The following is a 24,110-nucleotide window of genomic DNA, read 5'->3' on the forward strand; positions in this document are numbered from 1 at the left end:
CGGGGATCACGTCTGATGGAAAACCCGTCGGCCGGGCGCCGCGTCTAGCCGGTGTGAGATCAGTCAGGAAAGCACCGGCAGAGCCGGACGAGGAGCGCCTCGTCCGGCTCGTGGCCAGAGGCGACCGCGCGGCGTTCGAGGAGCTGTACCGGCGCACCGCGCCGTGGCTGGCGGTGCGGTTGCGGCGCCGCTGCGCCGACGAGCAGATCGTGGCCGAGGTCATGCAGGAGACGTATCTGGCGGTGTGGCGCGCGGCGGGCGCGTTCGCCGGGGCCGCGGTCGGCGGCACCGCCGTCGGCTGGCTGTGGACCATCGCGGCCCGCCGTCTCGTCGACGCGTTCCGCCGCAGGGCCCACCACGCCGAGCCGCCGCCCGCGGCCGCCGGGCAGCCGATGGTGCCCGCCGCCGAGGACGAGGCGCTCGCGGCCACCGTCGGTGGTGACGTCGGCGACGCGCTGCGGCGCCTCGCGCCCGAACTCAGACAGGTACTGCAGGCCATGGTGCTCGACGGACTGTCCGTCCGGGAGACCTCGGTCCTGCTCGGCGTGCCCGAGGGCACGGTCAAGACCCGCGCCCGCCGGGCCCGGACCGAGATGCGGAGGGCCCTGGCATGAGCGTGGAACACGCGTCGACGCGGATCATCGACGGTTACGTGCGCGGCGACACGGACATCGGCGCCGACGAGGTGTGGGCCCTGGAGGCCCATCTGGAGGCGTGCCGGATCTGCCGGGACCGGCTGTCGGCCGCCTCCACGGCGCACGCGCCCGCCGTGGCAACACTGGTCGGCACCGTCTGGTCCGACCTCGAACCCCGGCTGGCCGCCACCCCCACGATGCCCCGCCGCCGGCGCTGGTCGGCGCAGGTGTCGAGGTGGCTGACGCCCACCATGGTGCCGTGGCTGGCCATGGTCATGAGCGTGACGCTGCTCGCGCTGTTGCTCGACGTCGCCGACACCGGCACGGGGCACGGCTCCGGCCCCGGCCAGGTGCCACTGGTGCTGCTGCTCGCCCCCGTCCTGCCCGTGCTCGGCGTCGCGGCGTCCTGGTCACGCGGCCTGGACCCGGCGTACGAGCTGACGGCCTCCGTGCCCAGGGCCGGGCTTCCCCTGGTGCTGCGGCGCACCACGGCCGTGCTCGCCGTCGTGATCCCCGCGCTGATGGCCGGCGGTTGGGTGACGGGGGTGACGGCCGCGCAGTGGCTGCTGCCCTGTCTGGCGTTCACCTCGACGACCCTGGCGCTCGGCGGAGTCGTCGGCGTGACCCGCGCCGCTGTCGCGCTGGTCGCGGTGTGGGCCGCCGTGGTCGTGGCGCCGACCCTGGCCACCAGCCGCCCGCCCTTCGCCCTGCAGACGGACGGTCTGCCCGTCTGGGGGCTGATCCTCACTCTCGGCATCGGTGTCGTGATCGCCCGCAGGGGCGCGTACGCCGTGCTGGGAGCCCATCGATGACCGACCGGAAGGAACACCACTTGATGTCCGCGGTGAGCGCGGCCGACCTCGCGCCGACGCCCTACGCCTGGGAGATCCGGGCCACGGGGCTGAAGGTGAGAGTCGGCAGGAAACGGATGGCCGTCGACGGCCTCGACCTGTCCATGGGCACCGGCGTGCACGGCCTGCTCGGACCCAACGGGGCCGGCAAGACCACCCTCATCCGGGCGCTGGCCACTGTGCTGCGGCCCGCCGAGGGCACCCTGGAACTGCTCGGCGAGCCTGCGGGAGGCCTGGGGGAACACCGGGCGTTGCGCCGCCGGATCGGCTATCTGCCGCAGGAGTTCGGCTACTACAAGCGTTTCACGGTACGCGAGTTCGTCGAGTACATGGCCTGGCTGAAGGAGGTTCCCAAGGCGGACATCCCCGCGGCGGTGCAGCGGGCGGTCGAACGGGTCGGCCTCGCGGACCGTGCCGACGAGCGGATGAAGGCCCTGTCGGGCGGCATGGTGCGGCGCGTCGGGATCGCCCAGGCCATCGTCAACGACCCGGCGATCCTGCTCCTCGACGAGCCGACGGTCGGCCTGGACCCGGCCCAACGGCTGCGCTTCCGCGAGCTGTTGCTGGAGCTGGGCACGGACACCTGCGTGGTCGTCTCGACACATCTGGTGGAGGACGTCGCCGCCGCCTGCACCGACGTGGTGCTCTTCGCCGAGGGCCGGCTGGTCTTCCAGGGCACCCCGGACGAGCTGGCCGCGGCGGGCGGACCCGAGCACGTGGGCGACAGCCCGCTGGAGCGCGGCTACTCGGCGCTGCTCCTCAACCCTGAGCAGGAGAGGGGCACCTGGTGAACGTACGTGTCCTGTGCATCGAGTTGCGACGTTCCGTCGCGCCATGGGCCGGTGTCGTGGTCCTGACGACCGCCCCGGCGTTCCTGTACCTGCTGAGCGGGCCGTGGTGGAAGGGCACCGCGCTGTGGACGACCCAGTGGACGTCCATGGCCCTGTGGACCCGGTTCCTGCTGGTCTTCCTGTGGCCGCTCGGCATGGCGCTCGGGGCCCTCCAGGGGCTGCGTGACCACCGTTCGAGGATGGCCGAGCTGCTGACGAGCACACCGCGACCGGCCCGGCACCGCGCGGCCACGACCGCGGGCGCGACGGCGATCACGCTGGCCTCGGCCTTCGCGCTCGTCGTCGTGCTGGGCGCGGTCCAGGTGCTCGGCGACACCCGGTACACGCACCTCGGCTGGCTGCCGATCTCGCTCGTCGGCGGGCTGGCCCTTGTCGCGGGAGCCGTCCTCGGCATGGGGATCGGGCGAATCCTCCCCTCCCCGCTGATCCCGCCCACGCTGGCCGTGGCCGCCTTCGTGTTCGTCAACCTGCTGCGGGTGTCGACGGAATCGGGGGTGGCGACGGCCACGGTACCGACCCGGGTCGCGCTGCTGTCACCGGTGGTGGACGAGGTACGCGACGTGTTCCTCACGCTCTCCGCCCCCGTGCACCTGGGGCAGACGGTCTGGCTGCTCGGCATGGCCGCCACCGGCTTCGCGCTGCTGGCCGCCGCGACCCCGCGCGCCCGCCTGCTCGCCCTGGCACCCGTCCTGGCGGGCGCGGCGATCGCCCTGCTCCTCCTTCCCACCGACCCGCGCCGGACGTACGTCGTCGACGAGGCCACCGCGGCCCAGGTGTGCGACGGCCCGGTGTGCGTGGCGAAGGTGCATCAGGACCGCCTCGCCGACCTCGCGGGCCCCGGGAAGAAGGCGCTCGGCCTCCTGCGGGGCGTCCTCGGCGGCGAGGCACCGACGTCCGTCCGGGAGAGCACCGCCCCACGGGGGATCTTCGACCCGCCGGAGCGGTCCCGTTCGGCCGTGCTCTTCGACTTCGACGACAGCGTGATCGCCGACGCGAACGGCGAGGAGCTGACCCGGGCCCTGCTCGCCCAGGGCATGGCGCCGATCTGCTCCGGCCGCAGCGCGAACGAGAGCGGCATGCTCAGCGAGATCGCCGGGCAGAGCGTCGCGGCGGGCTGGGTCCTCGGGGACCTCAAGCCGTTCAGCGGCGCCATGCACACGTCGAGCGACCAGCTCAAGACGGCCCGCCCGGTGTGGAAGGAACTCAAGGCGCTGCCGTGGTCCGAACAGGTCGCACGCGTCAAGGCGGCGCACACCGCCGCCGTTCCCTGCGCGGGCGACCCGCTCGCCATACTGGACGGCGGTTCGGGCCGATGAGACGGCTGACGCTGCACGCGCCGGTGAGATGGCTGACGCTGTACCCGCCGGTGAGATGGCTGACGCTGTACGCGCGCTCCCGGCAGGTGCCCGCGTCGCTAGCCACGGTGGTGATCAGCACGGTGGCGGTGTGGGCACTCGCCCGGGACGGCGGCGGGGGACCGGGCGATTTGAAGGTGCCCGTGTTCGTCCTCGTCGCGGGGGTGACGGCGGCATCGATCGGGCTCGGCGGGCAGGACCTCGCGCTGGACCGCACCGCCGCGATCAGCTGGCGGCCCCGCAGGGCGGCACACGTACTGCTCATCGGCACCGTCGTCTGCGCCGCGCTCCTCGCGGTGCAGACGACGGGGGGCGAGGACCTGGCCGCGACCGCGTTCGTCGTCCGGGACAGCGCGGGGCTGACGGGACTCGTCGCGCTCGGGGCGGTGGTGTGCGGGGCGCAGTACGCGTGGACCCTGCCGATCGCCTGGCTGTCCTTCTCGGTCTTTGCCCCGCCCCCGACGAGTGTGCCCATGCAGACGGCCACCTGGATGCTGCTGCCGTCCGGCACCCCGACGGCCACCTGGACGGCCCTGACCCTCGCGGTCACCGGCACGACGGCCTACGCCCTCGCGGGCCCGCGACGGTAGCGCAACATCCGTGGTGGCCTGGTGGCGGTCTAGATCCAGGTGTCGAGCCACATGCGGGTCTGCCAGTCGGGATACGGGATCGTGCTCCCCGTGTAGACCGGGAAGAAGTAGATGAAGTTCCAGGCGATGAGCAGGACGAGCGTGCCCGCCGCCACCGCTCCCCGAGTGCGGCGTTCGGCGCTCACGCCCGGCGGGCCCAGCAGCGCCCCCAGCGTCATCGCCACGGCCAGACACAGGTACGGCACGAAGACGACGGCGTAGAACGAGAAGATCGTGCGGTCCTGGTACAGGAACCACGGCAGATAACCCGCGCCCACGGCGCACAGGACGGCGCCCGCGCGCCAGTCGCGGCGCAGGGCCCACCGGAAGAGCAGATACACCAGGGCGCAGCACGCCGACCACCACAGCATCGGTGTACCCAGGGCGAGGAGCGCCTGCGAGCAGCCGGTGAGCGCGTGGCAGCCGGCCTCCCCGGGTTCGGGTGACTGGTAGGAGAACAGCACGGGACGGCCGAGAACCAGCCAACTCCACGGATTGGACTCGTACTTGTGGAACGTGTCCAGTCCCACGTTGAACTGGTAGACGCCGTACTCGTAGTGCCACAGGCTGCGGAGCGGTGCCGGTATCCACGACCAGGCGCCGCCACGGCCGTCCGCCCAGTGCCGCCCGTAGCCGTCGTCGGACAGGAACCAGCCGGTCCACGTCGCCACATAGGTCACCACGGCGACCGGGACGACGGACAGCACCGACCGGCCGAGGTCCTTGCGGAGCACCGCCCGGTACGGGTGGCGTGCCCCCGCGACGCGGCGGGCGCCGACGTCCCACAACACGGTCAGGACCATGAAGAAGGCCAGGAAGTACAGGCCGTTCCACTTGGTCGAGGCGGCCAGACCCAGGCAGAGGCCGGCCGCGAGCCGCCATGGCCGCCATCCCGTCCCGGCCCGGTCGCCGGTGTCTCCGTCCGGGCCGACGTGCCCGTCGCCGCCCACCGGCAACGCCGCCGCGAGCCGGGCCCGCGCGTGGTCCCGGTCGATCAGCAGGCACCCGAAGGCCGCCAGTACGAAGAACATGACGACGAGGTCGAGCAGAGCGGTGCGGCTCATCACGTAGTGCAGGCCGTCCACGGCCATCAGCGCGCCGGCCAGACAGCCCAGGAACGTCGAACGGAACAGACGCCGTCCGATGCGGCACAGCATCAGCACCGACAGCGTGCCCAGCACGGCCGTCATGAAGCGCCAGCCGAACGGGTCGAGGCCGAACATCCACTCACCGACGGCGATCACCCATTTGCCCGTCGGCGGATGCGCGACGAAGTTCCCGGTGTCGGAGAGCGGGATCACCTGGGGGTCGCCCAGGACCTGCGGGTCGGCGACCTTACGGTCCGGCCAGGTGCCCTCGTAGCCGAGCCGCAGCAGCGACCAGGCGTCCTTGGCGTAGTAGGTCTCGTCGAAGGCGAGTTCGTGCGGCCGGTCGAGACGCCAGAAGCGAATCGTTCCGGCCAACACCGCGACGAGCAGCGGCCCCAGCCACTCCATCGCCTTCACGACGCGGTACGCCGCCACCGGGCCGAGCCCCGCGCGCTCCCAGAGCCCGGTTTCCGGCTCCGGGAAGGGCGGGACCAGACGTTCACGGATGTCGCTCCGGGGGCGTCCGGCGTACCCGAACAGGCGCAGACGGTCGTTCCAGCCGATGGGCGCCGTCGTCGAACGGGTGCCGTGGAGCATCGCGGTGAAGAAGTCCTTTGAGATCGCGGGCGGTGCGGTGCCGGTGATCGTCCGGCCGAGTCCGGGGTGCGCCCGGAGGCTAGCAGGGCCACCCCGAAGACGATCGGCTGCCTGACGCCCACCCGGAGCACGACACGTGAACCCGGAGGTCACCCATGTCGGAGAACTGCGTGGCTGGGCCGTTCGCGGGTACTCGGCGTCGCGCCGAAAGGCCGACAGGGCCGACGGGTACAGATGCGGAAGCGTTGTACTCAGGAGAGGAGCGAAGGACATGGGACACGGTGGAGACGTCATCGCCGAACTGACCACGGACCACGGGGAGGTGGAGGAGATGTTCGGCGAGATCGAGGCGCTGCCCTCCGGGGACCCCCGGCGCAAGGACTGCGTGGACAAGGTCACCATCGAACTGGTGCGTCACTCGGTGGCCGAGGAGGCGTACCTCTACCCGGCGGTCCGAAAGCACATTCCGGACGGTGACGTGATCGCCGACCGGGAACTGGAGGACCACGCCGAGGCCGAGCGCACCATGAAGGCCCTGGAGGGGTGCGAGCCCGACCACCCGGACTTCGACCTGCTGATCGCCCAGCTGATGACCGAGATCAGGTCCCATATCCAGGACGAGGAGAACAACCTCTTCCCCCGGCTGCGCGCGTCCTGTTCGGCCGACACCCTGAACAGCCTCGGCGAGAAGGTCCGCAGGGCCAAGCAGACGGCCCCGACCCGGCCCCACCCGTCGGCCCCGGACACCCCTCCGGCCAACAAGCTGCTCGCCCCCGGCATGGGCCTCGTCGACCGCATGCGCGACGCGCTGACCGGCCGGGGAAAGGACGACTGACACCTCGTACCGGACAGGGCCCGATCGGACCGGACGGGCGAAGGGCCGGCAGGGAGAGCTTCGCTCGTCTCTGCCGGCCCTTCGCCCGTGGCCGCCCGCGGATCGAGGGTCAGTCGTCACCCCTGACGATGTTCGAATCCGTCTCCGCCGTGCGGGAGCCGCTGTCGCACGTGAGGGCGGGAAGGCACATGCGCACACCCTTCCCGCGCCGGTGCCGGGCCTTGGCCCAGCCGCTCTCGCGGACGACGAGTTTCTCGACGGTGTGCGTGCTCACGACATCTCATCTTCTTTCCGGACCCGAACCGCTTCTTCCACGGCTTCTGCGACAGCTTCTTCAGCTTCTTCGTGTGCGCCCAACCGGGTTCCCGGCGACCGAGGGCTCAAACGGCGGTCACAGACGGTTACCCTCACAGCCGGCCAGGGCCCCGGTGTGGAGGGCTCGGAGGGCTTATTCGAGCGTGCAGTCGATGACCAGGGCTTTCATGGCGTCTCCGGGTGTGGGACAGCGATCTGTGCGCTCTGCGGGTACCTCTTCGGCACGGACGAACCGGCGGAATGAGCGGGCCGACGGAATGAGCGGGCCGACGGCCGACGTGTCACGGCCCGGTCGTCGGGCTTGTGAGGTGTGGACAGCCAAGGCGGGGGGACTTGGTGTGCAGGTCGAGTTCGACGGCGTTCCCCTGGGGGTCGGCCCGGCCAGGCTTCTCTGGTTCTGACCACGTGCCGGAGGAGCCGTCTTCTGCCACTCCGTGCCTCGCCATCGTCAGAGACAGCCCCGCTCGCGCCGAACGCCTCCTCCTCGCAGAGGTGGAGGATGCCCATGGCCACACCGATCCCATGACGGGTGGCGACGGACTGCTCCAGCGGGCGTGCGGGCGTGCGGGCGCTGGAGAAAGCGACCGCCGCGTGCGAGTCCGGCAGCCAGCCGACCAGCTCGCTGACCTCGGTGAACGCGATTCTTCTCCAGGTCGGCGATCGGCTGGAGCCGGGAGAGTATGCGCGTCACCCCCCGGGGCCGCTGCAGGCCCATCTCGCCGAAGCGGGTCACCTGGGCACGGCGACGGGAGCACCGGAAGCACGTGCCCATCTCGTCCTCGTACGCCGCTATGAGGACGCGCAGGCGGTCGGTCGGGACGTGCCGGGGAGGGTCTTCGACTGTTGGTGGTTTTGTTGGCGGTTTCCTGTGTGAATCGGGTGGTGGCACAGGGGTGCGTGTCTTTGTGTGATGGTCGGTCGTTAGGTCGATCGGATACGGGGTGTGCCCGGTGCGGAGCCGTGTGGGAGGGGGTGGTGGGTGTGGGCCGGTTGATGGCGACAGCTCCATGTACCGCCTTCCGTGGCATGGTCGAGGGCAGTGATGAGCAGGTCGGGGCACGTCTGCTGCATCAGCGGGTGTCGTTCCTGACCGGGCTGTGCGGGGATCTCACTCGGCAGCTGGTGGCTGCCCGGTGGGACGTGGACTGTCTGGATGTGCTGGCCGCCGGGGTTGACGGGCAGGGCGAGCGGTTGCCGTCCAAGGGGTGGATGGCGCTGCGGCGTCTGGGCTGGGCGCAGAGCGCCGCGGCGGCTGGAGGCGTGTATGTGTCGGACCGGGTGCGGCGGGCGGCGCAGGAGTACGCGGCCCGCATGCTGCGGCTGGCCCTGCACCGGCGCACCCTGATCGCGGCGATCCTGGCCGCCTGGCCCGCCGATCCGCGCCGGCGCACCGCGGCGGAGTGGACGGCGCTGCGGGCCGCGCTGCCCGCAGGTGTCGGCAACGCCGAGATCCGTAACCGTACCCGGCAGGTGAGCGGCTATGTGCGCGAGCACGGGCGGCTTGGCGGCGGTTCTTCGAACCCGGGGGCCGATCTGGTCCGGGCCGGGACGGTTTCGGTGCACCGGCTGGTGACCCGGTCTTCGCGTGAAGGTTTCTGAAGCGTCTCTGATCAGCTTAGTGATCCCATGTCGGACGTGGTGTCCGGTATGGGGTCTGCCCACTGTGGAGGGGTGGCGTGGGCGTGCAGGTGGAAGCCCGCGCCCAGTGCTGTCCCTCGTGGCCGATGCCGGTTGGTGGGTGTGCTGATCGTCGTCACGCCCTGGTGCCGGTCGGCTGCGCGGGGCAGCCGTCTGCGGTCCGTGATGGGGGTCCCCCCGCTCGAGCGAAGTCGAGAGTGGGGGAGTGTCCCTCCGGACGCTGGCCCGCCGGACCCGAAGGGCCGGTGGGGGAGGGTGTCCGGCGTCGCCTGGGCGTCGGACGTGTGGTGCGGTGCCGGGTGGGTCCGGTCTTGGACCGGTCCGTCCGGCTGGTCTTCGGCGCGGGTGTGATGACCGCGCCCGCTTCGAGTTTGTCGGTCACGGTGCGGATGGCCATGGCACCGGTGGTGCGGTCGGTGACGGTCTTGGTCTGGTGAGTCAGGCCGCGGGCGGCGATGCGCTTCCAGGCGCCCGCATCGCGGTCGCCCTGCCAGCCGCAGGAGCCGCACAGGGCCCACTTCCAGCCCGCAATGGTGGGCCGGTCGGGGGCCTTGCGGTGCCGCAACACCTCCAGGCACTGCGGGCAGTGCCTGGAGGTGTTGCGGGCCGGGACGGTGACCACAGCGATACCGGTCTCGGCGGCCAGGTGCCGCATCCGGTCCACGATCTGCCCGCGCACGGCCTGGGAGAGCCGGGTGTTCATCGTGCGGCCCATGCCCCGGGCCTCCATCGAGCGCAGGTCCTCCACGTAGATCAGGCTCGCGCCGGCGGCGAGAGCCTGATCGACAGCCCACCGTGCACCAGCCCGGGCCAGGGCGTCGTTGAGGTTCGACCGGCGCCCGGACACGTGCCGGATCTCCTCGGCCAGGACCTGGTGCCTGGCCGTCAGGGCGTGCTGTTCGTCTTCGGCGATGAGCCGCTGGTAGTGACCGGCCTTGGTGTGCAGCTGCTCGCCCTGGCGGCGCAGCCGGTGCTGTTTCGCCAAGACCCCGGCGGCCCGGAACATGCCGCCGCCGAGGGCGGTGATGGTTCCGTCGGCGTGCAGCCGGGCGGCCCCAGCGGACAGCAGGGTATTGAGTCCCCAGTCCACGCCGAGCGCGACCGTATGCCCGGTCCGCTGTGTCCTGGGGACGGCGTGGGTGTAGGCGAGGTCGGCCCGCACGGTGCCCCGGTGGATGCGCAGGGTGGGCAGGTGCAGCACCGCGCATCCGGGGACCGTCGGCGGCAGCTTGACGGGGCAGGCCACCCACGTCCAGTCCGCATAGGACCGCGGGTCCGGGCGGGTGGGCAGTTGCAGCCGCAGCAGCGCCCGGCCCGGCTCGTCGGCGCGTTCGAGGGTGGCCTGCTGCTGGTCGCAGGCGGACAGCAGCAGCATCCGTGCGATGCGGGGCGCGGCCTCCACCTCGAACACGTTCACCGGCATCCGGCCGTGCTGCTTGACGAACGCGGTGATCTGCCGGGTCCGGCCCTTGATGACGCTGGACGGCAGGTACTCCCCGCCGGGCACCGCCGCACGCACCCGGTCCCACTCCTTGGGGGTGCGCCTGACGGGGTCGGCGGGCCAGGTCGCGAGGACCGCGGTGGTGAGGTCGGCGCGCCACTTCGCCGCACGCAGCGTGCGCCCGGCCGCCTCCTGGGCGATGCGCACGATGCGGTCATTGACCCGGATGCCCCCGGCCGGGCCGACCGTCCAGCCCAGGCGGCGCAGGGCCATCCAGGCGTTCGACGGCAGCGGGCGGCCTGTGGCGTCCTCACCGGCGGCCAGCACGTCCACACAGGCGGCGTTCCAGTGCCCGGCCAGCAGCGCGGCGACCATGCCCGACACCAGATCGGCAGCCCAGCCCACCCTCTCGGCCAGCACGGCAGCGGGCAGGAGTTCGCCGCTCTTCTCCTCCACGCCGGTACGCAGCAGACCGCGGGCACAGGCGGTACGGGGGGTCTCGCCCCCGGCGAGCGGCAGTTTCCGGCTCACCGATACCCCCTTCCCGTCCGCGATGCTGTCATCCGGTCAACGACACCCCCCGCGGAAGGTCACGCATTCGATCCACGCACTCACATACGACACCGACACCGAGCACACGGCATGACGCAGGCGGATGACGAATCGCTACGGATACCTAAGGAAATACGCGAGCCTCTGCGGACGCGGGCGGGTGTCATCTGTTCGGTTCGGCCGGCCTTTCGCAAGGCCGCCGCAGGTCGGTGGCCAGTGGGCGGGCGAGTCGGAGCTGGGCATAGGCGGCGATCACCAACCATGTTCACCAGTCGGCCGCTTCCGAGTCGCGGCGCCGAGGTTTGGTCCAGCCGAGTGTCTGCTTGAACAGGCGAAAGGTGTGCTCGATGTCGAAGCGTCGGAGGAAGGACTGCCAGCAGCGGTCGACATCCGCTTCGCTCGCACCGGTGCCCGATCACCTCAGCCATACCGGCTTGTTGACCCCGCCGCTGGGCAGCTTCTCCACGGCCAGCCGGATGACGGTGCCCTCGATGATGGGCAGCGGGCCGTCGTGGTCAAGCCGTGCGGCCCGGCGGGTCAGGCGCGGGTGCAGCCGGTCTCACGCCTGCGCGGTCGCCTTCCCATAGAGCGGGGTGCCCGTGGCCGTCACGGCCTGTTCGGTGCCCCGGGTCGCCGGGTCGCCGGGTCGCCGAAGACGAGCTCGCCGCCGTACTTGGGCGGCCGGCCGCCCTTGGGGTCGTAGACCCGCAGCGGTGTCGGCCGCCGCATCACGCGGTCCGAACGGAGCCTCCCGACGATCTCGACGGGCAGCCCCGCCAGCAGGTGGGCAATGCGTGGAGCGTCGTATGCCGCATCCAGCACGACCAGAACCTCCGGGTCACCCAGGCCCCGGTCTCCGGAGGAGTCGGGGCCTGCATGCGGACACAGTGGTCCTGTTGATCGCGATCATGCGGTCAAGATGATTCAGATTGCCAGCACTTGGCTGACGGACGTCATGACGGGGGTCGGTCATTTGCGCCCATGTAGTCCCAGTAGGCGTCGATGTTGCTCCAGGCGCTCCTGAAGGCGTCCGTCTCGTCTGGGATCTGACGCGCGCCCCTGCGGACCGCCCCCAGGCAGTCGATGGCGTGCTGGAGGACCTGGCGGATCCTCGGGGAAGAGTCCTCGTACTCATCGAGGTTGGGGCCGTCGAAGACCACAAAGTGCCAGTTCGCCACGATATCGACGGTCGCGTTCAGACGCTTCCTCAGCTCCTCGCTGTGGAAGAGGGGCGTCGTGAGCTTCAGGACGTCCAACTGGTCCGTCATCTCGTCTTCCCATCCGGCCCTTGTGCCGCTCTGCCGGAAGAGGCGCAGGAGCTTCAGCAGTGCCTGTCCTGCCTCCTTGGTGGCATGGTCGAGCTGTTGCTCCTTCTCCTGGCGTCCCACCTGATACCGCATCGTCAGAAAGGCCACCAGTGAGCCGATGAGCGCCCCCGACAAGCCCACGAGCGCAACGGTGTATTCCTTGTTCAGCCCCCACAGGGCCAGCGTCACGTGATCCACGGCGCCATCATGCCGACGGGACCAACCCCGTGGGGCTGATCCCGTCAACTGCTGTGCAGCGTCTACAGATCCTGCCGGGCTTCCGTTCTGCGCTCTCACGTCGTTCGCGAAGCGTGGGTGTGGGCAGCGTTCCATCGCCACGCATGTACGCCGAGAGGAGTGAGATGGAGTGATCAGCGCGGTGTTCAACTCGGCGTCATCGGCCATGGTGTGCGCGGTCTTCACCCACTGATTTTGCTCGTCCGAAGACATGCCCGTCGTGCTCACGCCCGGCCTTTCATCCGCACGTCGGGGACGGGGATCCCGACCCGGGAGAGGACATCCCGCACGTGCGCGGTGTCTGTCCCCAACGTCTTGGCCCCCGGACGACCAGGTCGCCGCTGCCCGGTCAGGCCGGGTCCGTCCAGCGGGTCTTCTCGCCCACCGAGCACGGCTACCGGCCCTCCTCTCCCACGGTGGGCACCGGCATCCCGGTGCACTGGCGCGGGCGATCGGGTGGCCGAGGTCCGCTTCGGGAGCACGGCCGCCGCGCTCGCCATGCCGTGCCGTGCCGCACGCGCGGGGGTCCACCTCGACGAGCAGAACCTCTTCGCCCTGTCCTCGGCCAGGGCTCGTCGCCGACCAGCACGAGGCCCTCACCGCCGTCCGCGGGCACACCGTGGAACGCGGTGTGCCCGTCGTACGCGGATAGCCGTGCCCCTGCCGGGGCGGTGCCCGGTTGTTATCCGGTACTTATCCGGGTAGTAAACGGTCATTGTCGATAGATATCGCTCAACTTCGGCGCTGCTGAGGGGGCGTCAATAACCTTCGGATACCGCGCGTCACCGACGAGACGCATGGCGGTCCATGTTCGGCAGGGGGCATTCATGGGATCCGTTGAGCGGCCTCGCCGCATCGTCGTGCCTCCGGGCACGTCCGTCGCACCCGACGGCATGCGCATCGCCGTGCCACAGCCGCCCGGGCCCGTCAGCACCCGGCAGCAGTTCGCCACCCGGACGCAGGAACTCCTGGGGCGGCTCCGCCGGTTGGACGCCGCGGTGGACGACGCGGCCGTCCAGGACATCGCCTGCTGGCTGCACGAGCAGTACGCCGGCCGGGGAGCGCCGGTCCCCGTGGGCTTCGTCGCGCAGTGCCTGCTCGGCTCCCCCTACGTGGACCATCGGCTCGGCCTCGACGGGCGCATCCTGGAGCACTGCGCGGCACACGACGTGATGCCGCCGCCGTTCGACGCCGCCCGCATGCTGGCCCGTTCGGGCGCGTACGCCTTCGTCGAGGTGTACGCGGACGGACTGGTCCTGCCCGTGCTGCCCGACGGCAGTGTCGTCAGGCCCTGAGGCGGCGAACCGCGGCCACACGAACACCACGGCACGGGCGGCACCCACGGCATCCACCACGGCATGGCGCCGCACGGTTCGGCACGGAACGGCATGGCACGGCCCCGCACGGCACGGCACGGCCCCGCACGGCACGGAACGGAGACCCGCGTGACCGAGATCAACATCGGCCCGATCCTCAGCAGCCTCAACAACCTGGAGCGGCAACTGGACCGCTCCGTCCGCTCGCTCGGCGGCCAGATCGAGCAGGTGGACAGTGAGGTCCGGGACGTCAGAGCCGTGCAGGCGCAGACGAAGGACCGCCTGGAACTGCTCTTCGAGAAATTCCTGGACCACGTCGGGAGAACCGAACGCATCGCCGCCGCCCAGCGCGCGGAGACCCGTATCGTCCGGATCAACGACGAGGTCGAGCACAAGTACGGCCACCACAAGGTGGTCCGCCGTACCGCGACCGGCATCCTCCAGGCGTTCGACACCGGGCTCGTCCAGGAGGAGACGGTGCGGCAGGTCAGCGAAGAGCTGATGATCCAGACGCCGCGCTACTGGCTGGCCCCCGCCCTCGTCGGGCTGGCGGCCTGGGCAGGTGACGACGAGGCCCTGTGCACGCGGGCGGTGGAAGAAGCCTTCCGGCGCTCGACGGCCAAGACGTCCCTCTTCTTCGCGCTGATCCTCCGCAGGCAGGGGCGTCAGGAGGCCTCCGTCCGCTGGCTGCGGCACTATCTGGAGGGTCAGGACCCCCGCGTGCTCGGCCGCGAGTTCCAGGTCATCCTGGAGTGCGTCTCCCAGGGCGCCTTCGGACCCCAGGGACGTCAACTGCTCAGCCGGACCCTGGAGGACTGGCGGCAGCGCCTGCTGGACGACGACGCCGTACGCGCGGCCCAGGCGGGGCGCTGGCGTCAGGAGATCGACTCCATGCGTGCCCCGTCGGCCGCCGACGACTTCCCGCGCCTGGCCGAAGTGAGCCCCCAGTGGCCGTTGCTGGACGACGTCCTCGCCCGCGCCCGCGCCCACGAGGCACTCCTGGCCCGGTTCCGCACGCTCATGGAGAGCGAGATCCTCCCGGCCCACAACCTGGAGGACACGGTCGACGACATCCTCGACAACCTGGTCCGCAACTCGGACGAGGAGGAGCTCCCCCTGCAGCGCGAACTGCTTCTCAACCAGGCCATCGTGCGTCACGAGGGGGACGAGGAGGCCGCGCGGAAGGAAGCGGACATGCGGGCCGAGGCGCTCGACGAGACACGCAACTACCTGAGCGTGCAGTCGGTCGCGGCCCTCGACCCCGCGGCTGTGGGCGCCTCGCCCGCGGCACAGCGGCTGGCCGTGGCGTCGTGCCAGGAGTGGTTCGCGCAGGCGCACGCCGGGTTCAGCCGCGACTACCGGGCCGCCATGCCCCCCAAGATCGAGATCTCCCTCCCCAACACCTACGGCGTCAGCCACGGGACCAAGCGCTTCAAGCTCACGACCTGGACCAAGCCGCTCACCGACGACCTGCCGGACCTGGAGGCGTCGCTGACCCGGCACTGGAACAGTTACGTCGAGATGTACGTCAAGCCCCTCGCCTACGACTACAGATCCCCGCTCGCCCTCCTCGGCGCCACGGTCACCGCGATCCTCATGATCTTCCTCGGGGTCAACGTCGGGTTCGCGTTCCTCGCGGCGATCGCCGTCGGAGGGATCTGGGGCGTCGTCCTCTACAACCGCGCCGAAGCCGGCCGCACCGCGCAGGAGCAGGCTCGCCAACTGCTCGGGCGCCACATGGAGGAGGCTGTCAACCAACTCCGGGGCGCCCACGCCGAACTCACCGACTGGCAACAGCATTACTGGGCGGCCGACTTCGTGGAGGCCGAGGCCCGCTACTTCATCGCCTCCCTGAACACCGCCACCAACGCACCGTCCCCCTTCGAGGGCCGCGTCGTCGGCGCCGACGACTGAGACGACCGAGACGACTGAGACGGCAGAGACAACCGAGAAGACCGAGATGACTGAGACGACCGAGAGGAAACGACCATGAGCGACGATCTCGCCTCCTTCTCGCCCGATTCGACGCCCCCCTGGCTCAGGCCCGAGATCCCGGAGCACCTGCGGTCGTTCGCGGCGCCCCCCAGGCCGGAACAGCCTCCCGCCCTACCCGGCCAGCGGGACGCCGACACCGCCCCGGCACCCGTATCTCCGGCGGTGCCGGCGGCACCGATGGTCACGCCCGCCCCCTGGGCCTCGGCCACGTCGCAGCCGCCGGGGCGGCCCGCCCCTGATCCCGCCGTCACCAGACGGCTGCGGCAGACCGTGTCCGACCTCCCGGCCTGGGACCCCCTGCCGCCCGGTGAACAACGCGTGCGTCGCCCGCCGAGGGACCTGTGAACCGCGCCCGGTGGGGAGGCGACAGCGACTACCAGGTCTGGGCCCGGACCCTGGACCGGTGGGCCGAGGGCGAACAGGCCGGCCCCGTCCACCTGCCGCCGCTGTCCGCCGACGACCTGCCCGCCGACATCTGGCAGCGGCTGCTGGCACGCATCGCCGCCGCCGTCGACCGGCGGCTGCAGAGCGGACTCGACGTGATGGTCCGTGAGGTGAACGACGCCTCCGACGAGTTCTCCGTCGGACGGGCCCTCACCCGCGGCCGCGACGTACTGCGCTCCGTTCGCTCCGTCATCACCCACACGAGCCTGCCCGCCGACTTCCGCCGACGCATGGCGAGCCTCATGGACGACCACACCCACCGGCTCCAGGAGGAACTCGAACGGGGCGTGCGGTCCCTGCTCGCGGACGGCGCGGACCCCCACGCCGTCGAGACCCGGCGCCGGACCCTGCGCGACAACCCCCTCACCGCCGTGCTGTCCGAGCCATCCGCCCCGCCCCCCGTCGGCTGGTACGAGCCGACCGGCGGACGTCGCATCGTCACCCCCGACTGACGGCATCACGAAAGAGCCCACCATGTCGAACTACTCCGACAGCAAGCGTGACCTGGACAACTACCTCACCGCGCGGGTGCCCGTCGTCGGACTGCGCACCATCGAACAGGCCCGCGCCCTGCGCATGCTCAAAGAGGTCGCGACCCAACCGAGGCGCGCCGGTCAGCAGTTCTGGATCCACACCAGAGCCACCGGTCTGCGCGACCTGCGGTCGGGATCGGCCGTGCTCGACGACCGTTCGCTGACCGGTGCCATGGACTTCGCCGCCGCCCAGTTCAGCGCCCGCCCGCACGCCACCCTCGTCCTGGTCGACCCCGGGGAGCTGGAGTCCGACACACCCTTCACCCGTAACGTCGCCGAACTCGCCAGGATCGCCGACACCCACGCCGGATGCGTCGTCCTCATCACGGACAACCCGATCTGGAGCGGCCTGCAACGACTCGGCATGAGCCTGCAGTTGGACCTGCCGAACGCCGACGAGATGTACGAGACCATCAGCGGCTTCCTCGGCGACCACCGGGGCATGGTCGCCATCGCCTGGACCGAGCACGACGCCCGCCGGGCCGCCGAGTTCCTCCAGGGGGTGACCGAGGGCGAAGCGGTGAACCTCCTGGCCACGCTCATCGCCAAGGGATCGGTGGAAGCCGCCGACGTGCTGGCCCTCGCCAGTTCCAAGGACCGCATCTTCAACAACCTCGCCGGCCTCGAACGCGTCGCCCGCAAGGACGTCGACTACTCCGTCGGCGGACTCAGCAACCTGCGCGGGTGGCTGGAGCGCAAACACCGGCTCATCCACACCGACCTGCGGGGCACCCAACTGCGCCCGCCCCGAGGTGTCCTGCTTGTCGGTGTCCCCGGCTGCGGCAAGTCCCTGTCGGCGAAGGCCATCGCCCAACAGTGGCAACTGCCCCTCTATCGGCTGGACATGGCCAGCATCCACGGCCGCTACCTGGGTGAGTCCGAGGGACGGATGCGGGAGGCGCTCGACGCCGCCGACCGGGTCGCCCCGTGCATCCTGTGGATCGACGAGATCGAGAAGGGACTGGCCGGCGCGCACGACAGCTCCGGCGTCCAGCAGCGCATCATCGGGCAGTTCCTGTTCTGGCTGCAGGAGTCGGACTCCCGGGTCTTCGTGGTCGCGACAGCCAACGACGTGCGCAGTCTGCCGCCCGAACTGCTGCGCAAGGGGCGGTTCGACGAACTGTTCTTCGTGGACCTGCCGGACGACCAGGACCGCAGGGAGATCATCGCCCTCTACTACCGGCGTTATGTGAAAACCGAACCCCATCCGGACCAGGTCGACCGCCTCGTGGATCTCTCCGAGGGCTTCGCGGGCTCCGACATCGAGTCCGCCCTCCACGACGTCGGCGCCGAGGTCCTGCTGGGCGGCGGGGCGGAGCGCCTCGATCCCTCGTTCGTCGAGGACACGTTCGCCAACACGGCACCCCTCAGCCGCAGCAACCCCGAACAGATCGAGGAGATCCGCGCCTGGGGCCGGGAACGCGCGGTACCCGCAGGACGGTCCGCCGCCTCCCCCACCACGGCCGGCGCGGGCACGCCCCGAAGGGTGGTCGTCCTCGGGGACTGAGAGTCGATGACGCGTCCGGCAGGGCGGGGCAGAGCGGGGCAGAGTAGGGCGGAGGTGCGGGGTGTGGGGGACGCGTGGGTGGCTCTGATGGTCGCCTCGGTCGGAGTCGTGGGCACGCTGGGTGCCGCGCTGCTGACGCAGAGCCGGGCCGACCGCACCAAGCGCCTGGAACTTGAGGCGCTGGCCCGGCAGCAGCGCGAGGAGCGTGAGCACGCCGAACGGGTGCGCCAGGCCGAGCTGTCGGCCGCCCGCGGACGCGAACTGCTGGATCTCCGCCGTGCCTGCTGTATCGCGCTCAACACCGCCGCCCGGCAGTACCAGACCGCCCAGGTCAACCTGTGGCACGCGCTGAAGGAGGGCACCGGGGTCGATGCGTGTCTGCAACAGCTGGACGAGCGCCGCTCCGCCCACCGGGAGAGCTACGCCGAGGCCCAGATGATCGTGCCGACGGCCGTGCTCGCTTCCGCCGGCGCCGTCAGCCGACGGCTCAACACGGGATACGGCACCCTCAAGAAGGCCCTCGCCGGGCCGTCCGTGGACAGCCCGGCGCTGGACGCGTTCGAGCCGGAACTGCGCACGGCGTGGACGCTGCTCTCGGACATGCGCCACACCATGCGCCGCGACCTGGGAGTCGACGACCTCGGTTCATGACGAGCCCCGGACTGATGACGGGCCTCGGCGAGCGGGAGGCCCGGCCGGGGCCCGGCAGTGGGCTCACTGGCCGTGATGAGTGAAAGAGGCCCAGACCTCCAGCTCGTCCAGCGGGCCGTGCGCGGTGTCCCCGACCAGCGCTTCGAACTCGGCCAGCTCGGGAGGCAGGACCCGGTCGGGGGCCAGCATCCACAACTGGGCCGCGCGCAGCGCGTCCCGCGGCAACACGCCCCGCTTCATGTGGTGGTGGACGAGAAGCACCAGCAGCGTGGTCCGGGGGTCGTCGGCGACGGCCCAGCGGGAACCGACGACCGCCGTGGCCCCCGCGCCCAGGAAGGCCGTCGCCAGGGTCAGCGCCTCGTCATGATCGCTCAGGGTCAGATCGCTCGTGCAGTTGGCGAGCAGGACCGTGCCGCCGGGCATCCCGGGATCGCGACCGGCGGCGCCGGTCAGCAGGTCCTGCACCGACACCGTGTGCGTGGCGTCCAGCTTGAGGACGGAGTCGTTCGAGGTCGGGCCGGTGTCCGCGTGACAGTTGACGTGCAGGAGCGCCGTCGGTGCGGGCCCCCGGCCCGGCAGGAAGGGTTCCAGTGACCGGGGTTCGGGCGGCAGGGGCGCCGGCCTCGCCCCGTGGGGGTTCCCCGACAAGTTGTCCTCCCGTCCCATGCCGCCGATCACGGTGACCTCAGGGTGGAGGGACGCGACGAGCGCTGCCTCACGGTGCATCGTGGGGGATCCGCCGGGGTCCACGACGACGGCCACGGCCCCCCGGCCCAGGACGGCCGTGGGGCGGGCGGCCACCTCGATGAGCTGACGGGCGCTGGCACAGTACGAGATGACGGCCCGCTCGCACGCGTAATCGCCCTTCCCCGTGACCCGCTCACCGAGCGTCGTGAGCCGCTCACCGACTGTCGAGGGAGCGGACGCGGGGCAGCGCGCCGCGTGCCAGGGGACGATGCCGAGAGGACCCACGGGCGCGAGGACGATCCGGGGGGCCCGGCCCGGCCACCAGGCCTCGGCGGCAGCGAGGAGCGGTGTCATCGCGGCCTCACCGGCCCACGAGCACAGCTGCTGGAGCGCTTGCCGCCACAGTTTCTCCAGGCGCAGCAGACGCTTCCGGTGGAGTTCGTGCATGACCAGCGGGTGGTGCGGGGCGGGCCGCTCCAGACGGCCCGCCCTCTGGAACGCCTCCAGGGCGGCGGCGTACACGCCGACCGGGCCGGCGGACACCGAGGTCAGCTTCGGCAGCCGCAGGGAGCGGACCGCCCCGGTCGCAGTGACGATCACCGCGTGGCCGGGTGCCCCGTCCTCACCGGGGACGAGGTAGGCCAACGCGTCGGTCCCCAGCCGGCGCAGGGTGCGTCCGAGCGGGGCCGGGCCGGGCGCGGAGAGGAGCCGTTTCTCGGCGGCGCTGCCCGCCAGCGCCTCCAGTACGCGGCGCCGCAGGTCGTCCGGTACCTCACTCGGTCTGCTTCCGTCGACGGCGGCCCGTACCCATGCGTCGGCGAGATCGCGCCGGTCGGCGTCCCGGAGCAGATCGGGGACGGTGACGTTCATCGTCGCGGCGTTCAGCACCAGTCCACGGCCGAGTTCGAGCGCCTCGAAAGCCGACTCGGGCAGGCCGTCGGCGAGGCTCCAGCGGACCAGCCGCAGCATGTCGGGCGCGACGGCCCGCGCGGCTTCCAGCCCGTGGTCCGCGCCCGCCTGCAGGAGGACGGAGCGGCCGTAGGCGGTCAGCGCCGATCGGGCCGTCTCCCGTGACTGCCGCCGGTGTTCGCCGTCCCGCGGCCCGAAGGCGCGATGGGCGAGGGCGATGGTCCGGATCAGCGCGATGGCGAAGGGGTCGCCGGGGCTCGCGTTGAGCACCACCCACGCCTCCCGCAGCACGGCGACCGACTCCTCCAGGTCCTCGCGCCGCCCCGAATCCAGGTGCCGGGCCAGGAGCAGGCTCCCCAGCCCGTACAGGCACCGCCCGCGCGACCCGTGGAACTCGTGCGGGCCCTCCTCCGCCGCGTCCCTCAGCAGCGCGATGCCCTGGCCGAGAGCGTCATGCCGACCGGGCACGGCCGCCGGCTCGTGTGCTCCGTGAGCTCCGTGTCCGCCGCCGGACGGGCCGGGCGCGTCGGCGTCGGCCGGTGCACTATCGACGAGCCTCGGCTGCGCCAGGGCCGCCGCCGCGCGCAGGCACAGCGCGGGGCGGTGCGGACTCCCGGCAGGGCAGGTGGTCGCCGCCTCGACGAGCGCGGCGACCGACGCCCGGACGGCTGCGTCGTCGCCCGCCTCGCGTGCCTCCCGCAGGGTCCGCGCGGCCAGTTCGGCCCGGACGGCCGGAACCCTCGGATGGTCCGGCGGCAGCGTGCCCCCGGCCTCCTCCCAGGCCCGCACGGCGTCACCGGCGAGCGCCGCGGAGTGGCGTCGCCGGGACCGCGAGAGCAGCAGCCACGCCGAGCCGGCAGCCGCCGACAGCTCGGCGCGGAAGGGAACGTGCTCCGTCCGCTCCACGGCGCGGAAGAGGTGCGGCGGAACCCGTGGATCGCCCGCCTGTGCCAGCACGGTGTGCAGCGGCGGCCGGGTGAGGTGGCTCGGCGTGCGGTCGAGCAGCAGGTCGTACTCGTGGACGGCGGCGTCGAGATCGGCGTGGTCGCCGAGCAGGACATGCCGGTCCAGGAGGAGATGGGCCAGGAACTCGGCGCACCGGTCGGCGAGGGCCGAGGAGGCGGGCCCCGCTCGCCGTACGTCGTCCGGCGACGTGGAGCCGAGGACGGTCAGAGCGTGCCGTACGAGGGCGATGGCCCGGGTCAGGTCCTGCCCGTCCCGCTCCCGCAGCCAGCGGCGGTAGTGCATCAGGGAGCGTGCGGCGGCCTCGGCCGGGCTCGCCGACTCCGGGTCGCCGGACAGGATCTCGGCGACCCTGCCCAGGGGAACGGCGAACGGGTCAGGCGAGCCGTCCCCGAGCAGGATGGTCGCGGCGGGGTCGATCGTGGGCGCGGTGAGCGTGCCCTCGTCGTCCCGCGGGTCCACGGGGGCGGCGCCCTCCGGCCGGGACGTCGGCGGCTCGGCCGGCCGACGGCGGCTCGCGGCGGCCGGGAACAGGGTTCCCAGCAACGTCTGGAAGTCGGTCACCGCGCCCTGTCGCAGTGCCTCGTCGATGTGCCGGCGCATCTCGGAGCCGGGCGGGAGCAGGGCTTGTGCCTCGCGCAGCGCTGCCGTGGCGGCGGCCCGCTCCGCGAAGGTGGCCTCGCCCTCTCTGCCGATGAGGAGTCCCAGTGTGCCCGCGACCGCCAGCATCGAGGCCCTGAGCGCCCACGCCTCGGGTTCGAGCCGCGGGGCGGCCCGCAGTAACTGGGCCGACCATGTACGGCAGTCGGCCGCCGAGGGCTTGCCGTCCGGTGACCGCAGGAAGTTCACCATGACGGATACGAAGACGAAGTGCGGCTCCCGCTCCAGGGTGGCCGGGTCCAGCAGACCGGCGAGCAGGTGCAGATCGTCCTCGACGATGGGGAATCCGGTGACGTCCGGAAGCGGTGGCCCGCCGGGGCCCTGGGGGACGGCGAACGGGTCGGTGTACCAGACGCGGTACAGCATCGCGGTGAGGAACGACCCGTGGAGGTTCTCGTCGCGGAACTCGCTGCCGGCCGGAGCGCGTTCCAGGACCACGCGCAGAATCCGCAGGGCGTCACGGAGGGAGTCGTGCCTGACCTGGGGCAGCGCGCAGGCGAAGTCCAGCAGCAGCGCGATGCCCAGCAGGCACTGGGCGCCCAGCTGGAGCTCGTCCTGGTGGTGGTAGAGGCCGGTGCCCGTGCGCAGGAGGTCGATGGCCTCCCGGAGGTCCGACACCATGCGCGGCAGCGCTCGGTCCAGGGCCAGGTCCGGATCGGCGGCGCCGGTCACGAGGGCGTGGTTGGCGAGGTCGTACGCGTACGGCGTACCGCGGCCGATCACTCGCTGGGTCAGAGCGATCGAGGTCTTCAGCACCAGTTCGGCCCGGTCGGTGTCGTCGGGCCCGATGAGGGAGGCGAGTTCACGTGCCCGGGCGGTGAGACGGCCGATGCCGTCCTCGTCCAGCAACCCGTCCGACATCTCGATCCAGTACAGGTCGAGGATCCCCGCCAGACACGCCACCCTGTCCTCATGGACCTCGGCGGCGGCACCACCCGGGCCCGTCCCGGAACCGCCCGCGTCCGCGGCGGCGGAGAGCCGGGTCAGCGCCTCCTCCCACAGGGCGGCGGCCTCGGCGCGGTCGACGGCGGGTGCGGGATCGTCGGGATGCCGAGCCTTCCGATTGCGCTCGGAGCGTTCCGCCAGGGCGAGCCCCAGATTCGTCGCGATCCGGTGGGCGGCCTCCTCGGGCAGCGCGGGATGGGCGAGGGCTGTCCGGTACCAGTCCACGGCGGTCGACTGGGCCCGCTGACCGGCGCCGTACTGCGTGAGCGCGTCGCACACGTCCGCGCCCAGCTCGGCCGCGTCGGCGCCGCCCGGACCACGGTCGGCCAGGAGGGGCCGCAGCACGGCCAGCACCGCGCCGAACTCCGAGGAGGCGTCCGGTGATCCGGCCGGACGGTCGGGCTTCTGGTAGCGGTCGCCCAGGGCGAGGTAGGACAGTAACGCGAGGTCGAAGGCCACGGCGGGGCGCAGGTCCGGGTCGAGGTCGTCGGAGTCGTGTGCCGTCCGCAGGTGTCCGATGGCCGCGTGGCGGTCCGCGAGCCGTTCGGGGGTGTCGTGTTCGGGGCACCGGCAGCGGTCCGAGAGGACCAGGCCCAGTACCGCCCGGCACTGGGCGGCGTCCGGCAGGTACCGCACGTCCGGTCCGTCGAGGATCGGGCCGAGCAGGTCGGCGACCCGGTCGGCGTCGGCCGACCGACGGGAGCCGGCCTCGCCCGTACGCCAGCGTTCCGCGAGGTCGAGGGCGAGTTCGCGGCGGACCAGGACCAGGTCTTCGAGGTCGGGCGGGCCTTCCGGCCCGGTGGACGTGAACGCCTCGACGGTCAGGGAGTGGACGGTGTCCAGCCGTGCGATCGTGTCGTCCAGGTCCCGGGGTTCCTGCCCGTGCGCGTAGCGGAGCCGGGCCGCGTCGGCCGACAGCCCGAGCAGCAGACGCCGTTCGCCCGCGCCGGTGGGGGAGTCGGACAGCTCCGCCAGGATCCGCTCCACCTCGTCGACGAGGTCCACGACATGTCCCTGGTCCTCCTGCCCCAGGGCGTCCTCGGCGGCTTCGAGGAGTTGCAGGACGACATCGATCCGATCAAAACGATCCGTCGCCCCGGATTCACCGGAGTGATCATCCAAACCCTGATTCTCGGTGTACACGAAAGCCCCCTGCCCGCTTCGGGAAA

The 24,110-nt window shown here is 71.7% G+C and carries 18 protein-coding genes and 1 pseudogene; 13 read left to right on the plus strand and 6 right to left on the minus strand.

Annotated features, from left to right (window positions below):
* Positions 1-53 precede the first annotated feature (53 nt).
* The 5 genes from OG622_RS42985 to OG622_RS43005 are packed head-to-tail and all read left to right on the plus strand — an operon-like array spanning position 54 to position 4,282.
* A complete protein-coding gene (locus OG622_RS42985; protein WP_371582277.1) occupies positions 54-614 on the plus strand; it encodes an RNA polymerase sigma factor in 561 nt (186 codons plus the stop codon).
* Positions 611-1,447 carry a zf-HC2 domain-containing protein gene (locus OG622_RS42990; protein WP_371582278.1) on the plus strand — a complete coding sequence of 279 codons (837 nt, stop codon included), beginning with the start codon at positions 611-613 and terminating at the stop codon, positions 1,445-1,447. The genes OG622_RS42985 and OG622_RS42990 overlap by 4 nt, the downstream gene beginning before the upstream one ends.
* Complete coding sequence (locus tag OG622_RS42995) at positions 1,444-2,277, plus strand: ABC transporter ATP-binding protein (RefSeq protein ID WP_371582279.1); 834 nt, start codon at positions 1,444-1,446, stop codon at positions 2,275-2,277. The genes OG622_RS42990 and OG622_RS42995 overlap by 4 nt, the downstream gene beginning before the upstream one ends.
* Positions 2,274-3,653: a hypothetical protein gene (locus OG622_RS43000; RefSeq protein WP_371582280.1), complete on the plus strand. Its 1,380-nt coding sequence runs from the start codon at positions 2,274-2,276 to the stop codon at positions 3,651-3,653. The genes OG622_RS42995 and OG622_RS43000 overlap by 4 nt, the downstream gene beginning before the upstream one ends.
* Before the next feature lie 50 nt (positions 3,654-3,703).
* Positions 3,704-4,282 (plus strand): hypothetical protein, encoded by a 579-nt coding sequence (locus OG622_RS43005; RefSeq protein WP_371584403.1) that lies wholly within the window; start codon positions 3,704-3,706, stop codon positions 4,280-4,282.
* Between the two features lie 29 nt (positions 4,283-4,311).
* On the opposite strand, the gene OG622_RS43010 is transcribed toward OG622_RS43005, so the two are convergent.
* A complete protein-coding gene (locus OG622_RS43010) occupies positions 4,312-6,006 on the minus strand; it encodes a dolichyl-phosphate-mannose--protein mannosyltransferase (protein ID WP_371582282.1) in 1,695 nt (564 codons plus the stop codon).
* Positions 6,007-6,277: 271 nt separating this feature from the next.
* Here OG622_RS43010 and OG622_RS43015 point away from each other — a divergent pair, with 271 nt between their 5' ends.
* Positions 6,278-6,841, plus strand: coding sequence for a hemerythrin domain-containing protein (locus OG622_RS43015; protein WP_371582283.1), 564 nt, complete (start codon positions 6,278-6,280; stop codon positions 6,839-6,841).
* Positions 6,842-6,950: 109 nt separating this feature from the next.
* On the opposite strand, the gene OG622_RS43020 is transcribed toward OG622_RS43015, so the two are convergent.
* Positions 6,951-7,115 (minus strand): hypothetical protein, encoded by a 165-nt coding sequence (locus tag OG622_RS43020; protein WP_371582284.1) that lies wholly within the window; start codon positions 7,113-7,115, stop codon positions 6,951-6,953.
* Positions 7,116-8,149: 1,034 nt separating this feature from the next.
* Here OG622_RS43020 and OG622_RS43025 point away from each other — a divergent pair.
* The gene (locus tag OG622_RS43025) at positions 8,150-8,755 is read left to right on the plus strand and encodes a hypothetical protein (RefSeq protein ID WP_371582285.1); all 606 of its coding nucleotides are present in this window, start codon (positions 8,150-8,152) and stop codon (positions 8,753-8,755) included.
* Positions 8,756-8,909: 154 nt separating this feature from the next.
* Here OG622_RS43025 and OG622_RS43030 read toward each other — a convergent pair whose 3' ends face one another.
* The 3 genes and pseudogenes from OG622_RS43030 to OG622_RS43040 form a co-directional block, all read right to left on the minus strand.
* On the minus strand, positions 8,910-10,766 hold the full coding sequence (locus OG622_RS43030) for a zinc ribbon domain-containing protein (RefSeq protein ID WP_371582286.1): 1,857 nt from the start codon (positions 10,764-10,766) through the stop codon (positions 8,910-8,912).
* 80 nt (positions 10,767-10,846) lie between these two features.
* Positions 10,847-11,630: pseudogene (locus OG622_RS43035) on the minus strand (transposase); the annotation flags it as partial.
* A 110-nt stretch (positions 11,631-11,740) separates the two neighbouring features.
* Positions 11,741-12,292, minus strand: coding sequence for a hypothetical protein (locus tag OG622_RS43040; RefSeq protein WP_371582287.1), 552 nt, complete (start codon positions 12,290-12,292; stop codon positions 11,741-11,743).
* Positions 12,293-13,158: 866 nt separating this feature from the next.
* Here OG622_RS43040 and OG622_RS43045 point away from each other — a divergent pair.
* The 6 genes from OG622_RS43045 (at position 13,159) to OG622_RS43070 (ending at position 18,777) form a co-directional block, all read left to right on the plus strand.
* The gene (locus tag OG622_RS43045) at positions 13,159-13,626 is read left to right on the plus strand and encodes a hypothetical protein (RefSeq protein ID WP_371582288.1); all 468 of its coding nucleotides are present in this window, start codon (positions 13,159-13,161) and stop codon (positions 13,624-13,626) included.
* 150 nt (positions 13,627-13,776) lie between these two features.
* Complete coding sequence (locus tag OG622_RS43050; protein ID WP_371582289.1) at positions 13,777-15,561, plus strand: hypothetical protein; 1,785 nt, start codon at positions 13,777-13,779, stop codon at positions 15,559-15,561.
* Positions 15,562-15,636: 75 nt separating this feature from the next.
* A complete protein-coding gene (locus tag OG622_RS43055; protein WP_371582290.1) occupies positions 15,637-15,987 on the plus strand; it encodes a hypothetical protein in 351 nt (116 codons plus the stop codon).
* Complete coding sequence (locus OG622_RS43060; protein WP_371582291.1) at positions 15,984-16,538, plus strand: hypothetical protein; 555 nt, start codon at positions 15,984-15,986, stop codon at positions 16,536-16,538. Before OG622_RS43055 ends, OG622_RS43060 begins: the two co-directional genes overlap by 4 nt.
* A gap of 22 nt (positions 16,539-16,560) precedes the next feature.
* The gene (locus OG622_RS43065) at positions 16,561-18,126 is read left to right on the plus strand and encodes an AAA family ATPase (protein ID WP_371582292.1); all 1,566 of its coding nucleotides are present in this window, start codon (positions 16,561-16,563) and stop codon (positions 18,124-18,126) included.
* 63 nt (positions 18,127-18,189) lie between these two features.
* Positions 18,190-18,777: a hypothetical protein gene (locus OG622_RS43070; RefSeq protein ID WP_371582294.1), complete on the plus strand. Its 588-nt coding sequence runs from the start codon at positions 18,190-18,192 to the stop codon at positions 18,775-18,777.
* A gap of 63 nt (positions 18,778-18,840) precedes the next feature.
* Here OG622_RS43070 and OG622_RS43075 read toward each other — a convergent pair whose 3' ends face one another.
* Entirely contained in the window at positions 18,841-24,063 is a 5,223-nt protein-coding gene (locus OG622_RS43075; RefSeq protein WP_371582295.1) for a CHAT domain-containing protein, read from the minus strand.
* Between the last annotated feature and the right edge of the window lie 47 nt (positions 24,064-24,110).

This window comes from Streptomyces sp. NBC_01314 (assembly GCF_041435215.1).
GTDB lineage: Bacteria > Actinomycetota > Actinomycetes > Streptomycetales > Streptomycetaceae > Streptomyces.

What these genes read in the sequence shown, in the direction of transcription:
- OG622_RS42995 (WP_371582279.1), top strand. Translation starts at nt 1,444, where the DNA reads ATGACCGACCGGAAGGAACACCACTTGATGTCCGCGGTGAGCGCGGCC.
- OG622_RS43065 (WP_371582292.1), top strand. Translation starts at nt 16,561, where the DNA reads ATGTCGAACTACTCCGACAGCAAGCGTGACCTGGACAACTACCTCACC.
- OG622_RS43025 (WP_371582285.1), top strand. Translation starts at nt 8,150, where the DNA reads ATGGCGACAGCTCCATGTACCGCCTTCCGTGGCATGGTCGAGGGCAGT.
- OG622_RS43045 (WP_371582288.1), top strand. Translation starts at nt 13,159, where the DNA reads ATGGGATCCGTTGAGCGGCCTCGCCGCATCGTCGTGCCTCCGGGCACG.
- OG622_RS43015 (WP_371582283.1), top strand. Translation starts at nt 6,278, where the DNA reads ATGGGACACGGTGGAGACGTCATCGCCGAACTGACCACGGACCACGGG.
- OG622_RS43055 (WP_371582290.1), top strand. Translation starts at nt 15,637, where the DNA reads ATGAGCGACGATCTCGCCTCCTTCTCGCCCGATTCGACGCCCCCCTGG.
- OG622_RS42990 (WP_371582278.1), top strand. Translation starts at nt 611, where the DNA reads ATGAGCGTGGAACACGCGTCGACGCGGATCATCGACGGTTACGTGCGC.
- OG622_RS43010 (WP_371582282.1), bottom strand. Translation starts at nt 6,006, where the DNA reads ATGCTCCACGGCACCCGTTCGACGACGGCGCCCATCGGCTGGAACGAC.